The sequence below is a fragment of the Bacillus sp. AC266 genome (assembly GCF_979253805.1).
In genome coordinates, this window is the sequence record NZ_CEEDEC010000006.1 from 95,658 (window position 1) to 101,855 (window position 6,198).

The 6,198-nt window shown below is 28.3% G+C and carries 6 protein-coding genes; all 6 read right to left on the reverse strand.

Annotated features, from left to right (window positions below):
* Nucleotides 1-88: 88 nt before the first annotated feature.
* Nucleotides 89-502, reverse strand: coding sequence for a type VII toxin-antitoxin system HepT family RNase toxin (gene hepT, locus AC0IXC_RS22545; RefSeq protein ID WP_016093854.1), 414 nt, complete (start codon nucleotides 500-502; stop codon nucleotides 89-91).
* Nucleotides 492-899 carry a type VII toxin-antitoxin system MntA family adenylyltransferase antitoxin gene (mntA, locus tag AC0IXC_RS22550; RefSeq protein ID WP_215586240.1) on the reverse strand — a complete coding sequence of 136 codons (408 nt, stop codon included), beginning with the start codon at nucleotides 897-899 and terminating at the stop codon, nucleotides 492-494. The genes hepT and mntA overlap by 11 nt, the downstream gene beginning before the upstream one ends.
* Before the next feature lie 611 nt (nucleotides 900-1,510).
* Entirely contained in the window at nucleotides 1,511-2,491 is a 981-nt protein-coding gene (locus AC0IXC_RS22555) for a hypothetical protein (RefSeq protein WP_002068814.1), read from the reverse strand.
* A 128-nt stretch (nucleotides 2,492-2,619) separates the two neighbouring features.
* Nucleotides 2,620-3,363: a hypothetical protein gene (locus AC0IXC_RS22560; protein WP_002068812.1), complete on the reverse strand. Its 744-nt coding sequence runs from the start codon at nucleotides 3,361-3,363 to the stop codon at nucleotides 2,620-2,622.
* Nucleotides 3,363-4,184, reverse strand: a complete 822-nt coding sequence (locus AC0IXC_RS22565) for an MbnB/TglH/ChrH family RiPP precursor modification enzyme (RefSeq protein ID WP_471653351.1) — start codon at nucleotides 4,182-4,184, stop codon at nucleotides 3,363-3,365. The genes AC0IXC_RS22560 and AC0IXC_RS22565 overlap by 1 nt, the downstream gene beginning before the upstream one ends.
* A 14-nt stretch (nucleotides 4,185-4,198) precedes the next feature.
* Complete coding sequence (locus AC0IXC_RS22570; protein WP_471653352.1) at nucleotides 4,199-6,061, reverse strand: S8 family serine peptidase; 1,863 nt, start codon at nucleotides 6,059-6,061, stop codon at nucleotides 4,199-4,201.
* Nucleotides 6,062-6,198 lie beyond the last annotated feature (137 nt).

Sequence of the window (6,198 nt, forward strand, 5' to 3'; positions counted from 1 at the left end):
ATGACCGCTTTTCTTTTTACGAAATTAAGTAATTGTTTCAATAGCTGGTATAAATTACTTTCTCAGCTCTATTATTTTGTTCTTTCGCCTAAAATTCCAATATCCCCATTACTTCTTTCGTAAATAGTTTAAAATCAGTTAAATGTTTTTCAATAATTTGACGAACAATATCTAAATTTACACTTTGATAATCATGAACAGCAATATTACGAAATCCAACCATCGCCTTTAACTTATTTGCTAGATCAGCGCTAAGTAATCCTGCTGTAACCAACAAATCAAAGGCTTCTCGACTAGATTGGGGTAGTCCTAATTTTTTTCCTGCAACAATATGCATCGCTAAATCAATACTCGCTTCACAAGCTCTTTGTATGTTCAATATTATTGAATCTTGTTTTGTAAAATCCTCTAAATTTTCAGGGGCATTTCCATACACATCTTGGATTCTTTTTATACAACGCTCTATTGTAGAAATTTTATTTAAAATAACCTCATTCTTCATATATTGAACCTCTTTTCTTTATATCATCAAATACTACCTGTCGTTCTTCATTCAATTTTGAATACATTTTTAAGGTTTTCATTTCAAAAACGACCTTACGTTTATCATCCGAACAAAATATTGTCTTTCCTGTATGTATAATCTGAGCTTGAAAAACTGTAGAAGCTTCGGATAAATCAACTAAATCAACATCTCTATGAACAATGTTAGCTAACTCCTGTGCTAATAAAAAACGTTCATAGTTCCCTAAAGTTGTGTCACTTAAATAAGCTATATCAATATCACTATCTTCTCGTTCTCTATTCTCAGCCGTTGATCCAAACACAATTATCCAATAGGGATTCACCGTCTCTTGTAATTTTTCTATAATAGCTGTTATCATGCTTTGAAAAATCATCTAATTAGTCCCCCTTAGTATACTTGAATTTTATTATATCATAACTATTAATTAATCCTTTAGGCTACTACAAATACCTAGACAACATTTAGCCCTTTTTAATACTTAAGATATCACAAAATAGCATGCTTATTCCTGAACTATATTAACATGAGTTCAAAAATAAGCATGCTATGGTTTTGAATATTAAATGATTGTTTATAATTCAACCAATTTGTTCGCTAAATATCTTTTATATTTTCCTCCTATAGATCAGTGGCCTATTTCCGTATACATTCTAACAATTTGATGATATGCTGCTCTACCAAAGCCTTTTTTATGTTAATTCAGCTTTAATTTTTCTTTTACCTTTGTAGGGGATCTCATCTTTCTTAACCCCTTCCAAAGATTTCATACTTTTTTCCTCATAGTAATATATACGTAAACATGCTTCTTTACGAAAGTTTTTAATCTATTAAAGAGGAGAGTATTTACCAATAAAAGGAGAAAATGATTAAACCTTTTTCTGAAATAGCAATTTAAATCAGTTGGAAAATCATCCATATTAATTAATTCATTTTCAAAATAGATGATTTTTATTTTAATTCAAATATTTTTTGTGCTAAAATCCCCTAAAGTATTTCAATTAGTTTAGAATAAGTTTGCTCTTCTTTATCTTTTAATACATTCATTATATTAACTACATTATCTATTATCGATATATCTCTTTTAATATTAAATTTTAAACATAGTAGATGTATAGTTTCAGATAATTTTTCTAACTCCTCAAAAGATAATAAATCTATCTTTTCTTTTAAAAATCCATTAGAAGATAAAAAATTAACTCTATCTCTCATTAATCTCTTATGTTCTAAAATTATCAAGGAATTTATTGGATCGATTTTCTCTAAGGAGTTTCTTTTAAAACTTTCAAAATAAGCCTTTAAGGATGTATAAGCACTTAATCCGTAAGATCTTTCCCAAGGCTCTCTTAAATCTGCATATTGTTGAGATGTGTTTTTTGATTCAATATAATCTATTAATCTGTCTTTAATAATAGATCCACTTACTTCATATGGTTCTATTTTAGGTTTAAAAAGACAAATCTGTTCACAATCATTATTGATTTTATCCAGGGATGTAAATGCATTCGCAAACTTTTCGTAAGGAACCTCAGATGGAGCAAATTTCATAGTATTATCATAACCTAATACTTTAAAAACCTTTTTATTCTTATCAAATCCATATACTAAAATATCATGTGAATAATGTTGATTAGTGTAGGATTTTCTATTAGGAATATAATATTCATCCACATTTAGATAAAGGTAATAGTTATTTTCTATAGCTTTTTGCGTGAATTCAATTATATTAAGATTTACTAAATTTCTAATCTCTCTTGTAAATTTCATAACGTCTAAAAAAGGGCTTATGGTATAGTCCAACATATAAAAACAAAAAGGAACTGGTGAATTCTTTTGATTATCATATGCTAACTGAATAAAGTTATTAAATAGCCATTTCTTACTTTCGTCATGTTGCTCAATTATTGCAAGTGGAAAAGCAATAAATTGATATGATTTAATTGAAGGGTTAACTACTTTAAGCTCCAAAATAATCCCCCTATCTAAAATTTTTAAAAATTAAACACTTAAAATAATCACTAAACATTAAATGTTATAGCAATTATTTATATTGTTTATTGTCTATCCGACTCTCTATCATTGGATTAAATTTAAGTTTAATTAATTGATAAAATTCCTTTACTGTATAGTTCCTTTAAATCCTCTACAACATTAGTAAAATCAAATTTATCCTTTTTTAGTATGAAATTTGCTAGTTCTAATTTTATACGTTTAACCTTAATCCTATGATTTTGTTTATAGACCAAATAGTAGCTTTCAGATTGTTCAAGTGAAGATATTTGGTTACTTAGAATGCTATTTCTTAATTGATAAACATCATATCTAACATTAATTAAAGAAACATTTTTAGATATACTGATTTTATTTAAACTACTATTATCAAAGTTGTATTCTGGTTTTCTACAAGGTGTAATATTTTTTCTGACAGATGCTAAAACTATCGCTGATTCAAATTGAAGTATGTCAATTGCAAATGGGGGATAATTATTTTCCTCCATCACTTCTATGCATGCTTCTAGGTCACCAGGAAGAGGTGGAAACTGAAATGCTTTTTTAGACCTTAGTTTATGCACCTCTTCAAAAAAAACTGCATTTTCAATATCAAGAATTCTTAAAGCCCTAAGAGTAATTGGAATGTAACTTCTTAACTTAGAAAACCTTTTTACGAAAGCACCATAAGCAAATACACCTACATTGTTCATATCTAAGTTTAATAGCATCTTTCTTTTACTTACATCAATTTGGAGAATTTGCATTACTTCCATTGGTTCTTTTTTAAATTGTGTAAATAGTTCTTTGTCAGTAACTAATTTACTTATTAAATAATTAACATCTTTCATCATTTCACCGCACAATTATATTTGTTAAATAAATTTTTTGCTATTTGTAGTTCTTCTCTCACGACCTCAAAATGTTTTGGATAATTAGCATCTAGCTCAAGTAATATTCCTTTTGTTGAAGACTTTCTTAATGTATATTCTAATAGATTCCACACTTCTTTATTAATTCTTTCAGAGTGGGAATCAATCCAATAACCTTGTGAATCCTTAATACCGCCAGCTATATGAATTTCCATTACTCTTTCTAAATTAATTTCATCAATATATTTATATGGGTCAAACTTATGATTTTCAGAATTTATGAATACATTTGTTACGTCTAGAAGTAATCCACAATCTGCATTTCCCAGCACTTTGTTGATGAATTCCATTTCATTATATTGATTAGTTGGTAGCTCAAAATCGAAGGTAATATTTTCCATTAAGAATTCTTTTTTTATTTCTTTTTTTATAGTCTTAATATTTCTTGTTACTATTTCTAAGGATTCTTCGCTTCTCTCTATTGGTGCTAGATGGCCAACATCAACTCCATTTACTTGTGTGAAACATAAATGATCACTGAACCAAGGTGAATTATATGCATTGACCATTTTTTTGATTGAATTTAAATATTCCTTATTAATTCTTTCTTTGCTCCCGATAGAGAAATTTAAACAGTGCGGACATAATGGAAACATCTCTTTTACTTCTTCAAGTAATGTAATATCTGCCTCTTGATGTATAAATGAATCCGGATAGAACTCTAACCAATCAATACAATCTCTATTTTTTATAATGTCACTAGCCATTTCATGTCTTAGTCCAATACCAATTCCAAGCATATACTAGTTCCCTCCTAACTAAAAAATGATATGATATCACTGAACAAACTTTCTCTTTCTTTTAATTTTGTAGTATCATATACCGGTAGATTTAAATTTTTAGATATTATTTCTTTTAAGGTGTTTATTTTGTTTGGATCTTCAATGAATTTTGTTTTCACTCGTCCTGAAGGGGTAACAACCTTCTCTGCCGAATATAATACTAACGCTACAACCTTTGCGTTGGATAAGCTCTCGATAGTTTTTATTGTTTTTTTTATATACACTAAATCATCAAAAGTGTTGATATGAAGGACAACCAAATCTGGATTTGCTCCTTGTAATAGAGCTAGTGTAGGATACGTAAAATTACCTAGAGTATTAAGCGAGTATGGGATTGTACCTGATTGAGCACCTAACATAATAAGATCAGGATCTTTTTCAGTCTCAATTTGATGTATTAAATTATTTACCATTGTCACATAAAACTCAAACGGTAAGTTAATATTAGCGTTATAACCATAAGGAAATACCTTGTCAAAACCAAAAAGAATAGATTGATGTTCGCTACCAAGTTGACCAACATTGTATTTTTTCTCCAAAAACATCTTTCTTAACCACAATTGTGTAGTGAATTTTCCTTGGCTAGAACTTGTCCCAAAAACACCTATTATCGGCTTCGAATGATTAGAAATTTTCCCTCTATATAATGAGTACAAATTTAATTCTTTTAATCCAAGAGAAGGATATGTAACATTGGATATATCCTTATTTTTCATAAAATCCAACTCAAAAAAATCATCTAAAAAAAAGATTTGCTTATTATTTTCTATACATAAATCAATTAAATTTACAAAAACACTTTTTCCTACCTTATCTATCAACTCGTTTGTATATCCTAATATGAGTGTGTCAAAATCAGCTTGCATATCAATTGTTGTAATGTCTTTTATAATAAGTTCTTCATTGCTTAATGGAACATATTTTTTTGTTGATGAACCAATCTTTCCTAATTGTCTAAGGTCGTAAATGTCTTTTATTTTAAAAGTAGATAATTCTGGAAAGATTAAAAAGGGATGAAATTCTTTTATAAAAGGAAACATTACCGCTTTATTAACATCAAGTTCATTACTACTGATTTTGTTTCTGAGTGAATCAAAATCAGTCTCAAATTGTTTCGCTTTCAAAACTAATTCCTCAGAAGTGACTTGATATAGATCTATAGTTTGTTTTGCTTGTTTCATTAATAATTTTTTAATTGATTCTATATTTTTTCTTCCGTGTTTATTTATAATTTTAGCAATTAATTTTGTAATATGTGGAGTGGCATAGCTATTATCATTTACGACTATATGCCTCGATTTTAAATGTGCGACTTTTTGCGGTTTACCAAAAGCTTGTATTTCTATAGAGGAATTTTCTAAAAAAAAGAACTCATCTACTTTATTTACATTTTTATTGGTATCTACACCTATTACAAAATCCCATTCAGCTGGATACGAAATTTCGCCACTATTTTCACATGCGGCAACAATGACAATTCCCTTTTCTACTGCTTTTTGACAAGCTATTTTTAAACTCATTAAGTTATCATGTTGTAAAATTCCTAAGCTTAAATTAATAATATCGACATTTAAATATATTGCATATTCAATCGCTTCAATTAATTTGTCAAGATCTACCCTGTAGTCATTATTAAAAATTTTCAAAACCTGTATTGAAGTAATATCATCTGATTTAGACAATATTGAACAAATCGCAGTTCCGTGGCCTAACTGGTCAGATATATCTCCTAATTCCTTTTTTTGATTTAAAAGATTAATTCCAGAAATTTTTTCGCTTATTATATCAAAGTGTTCATATTCAACACCACTATCAATTACAGCAACTTTTACCATTTTTCCTCCTTAATTAACAATAAATTAAAAAGGAAGGTGATACTTCCCTTCCTTTTTATAATAATTTTCAATAATGTTACTATGTTTTTATGCGGATGAGTGGCAATTAACGATTAATATTACCAGCCTCTTGTGCG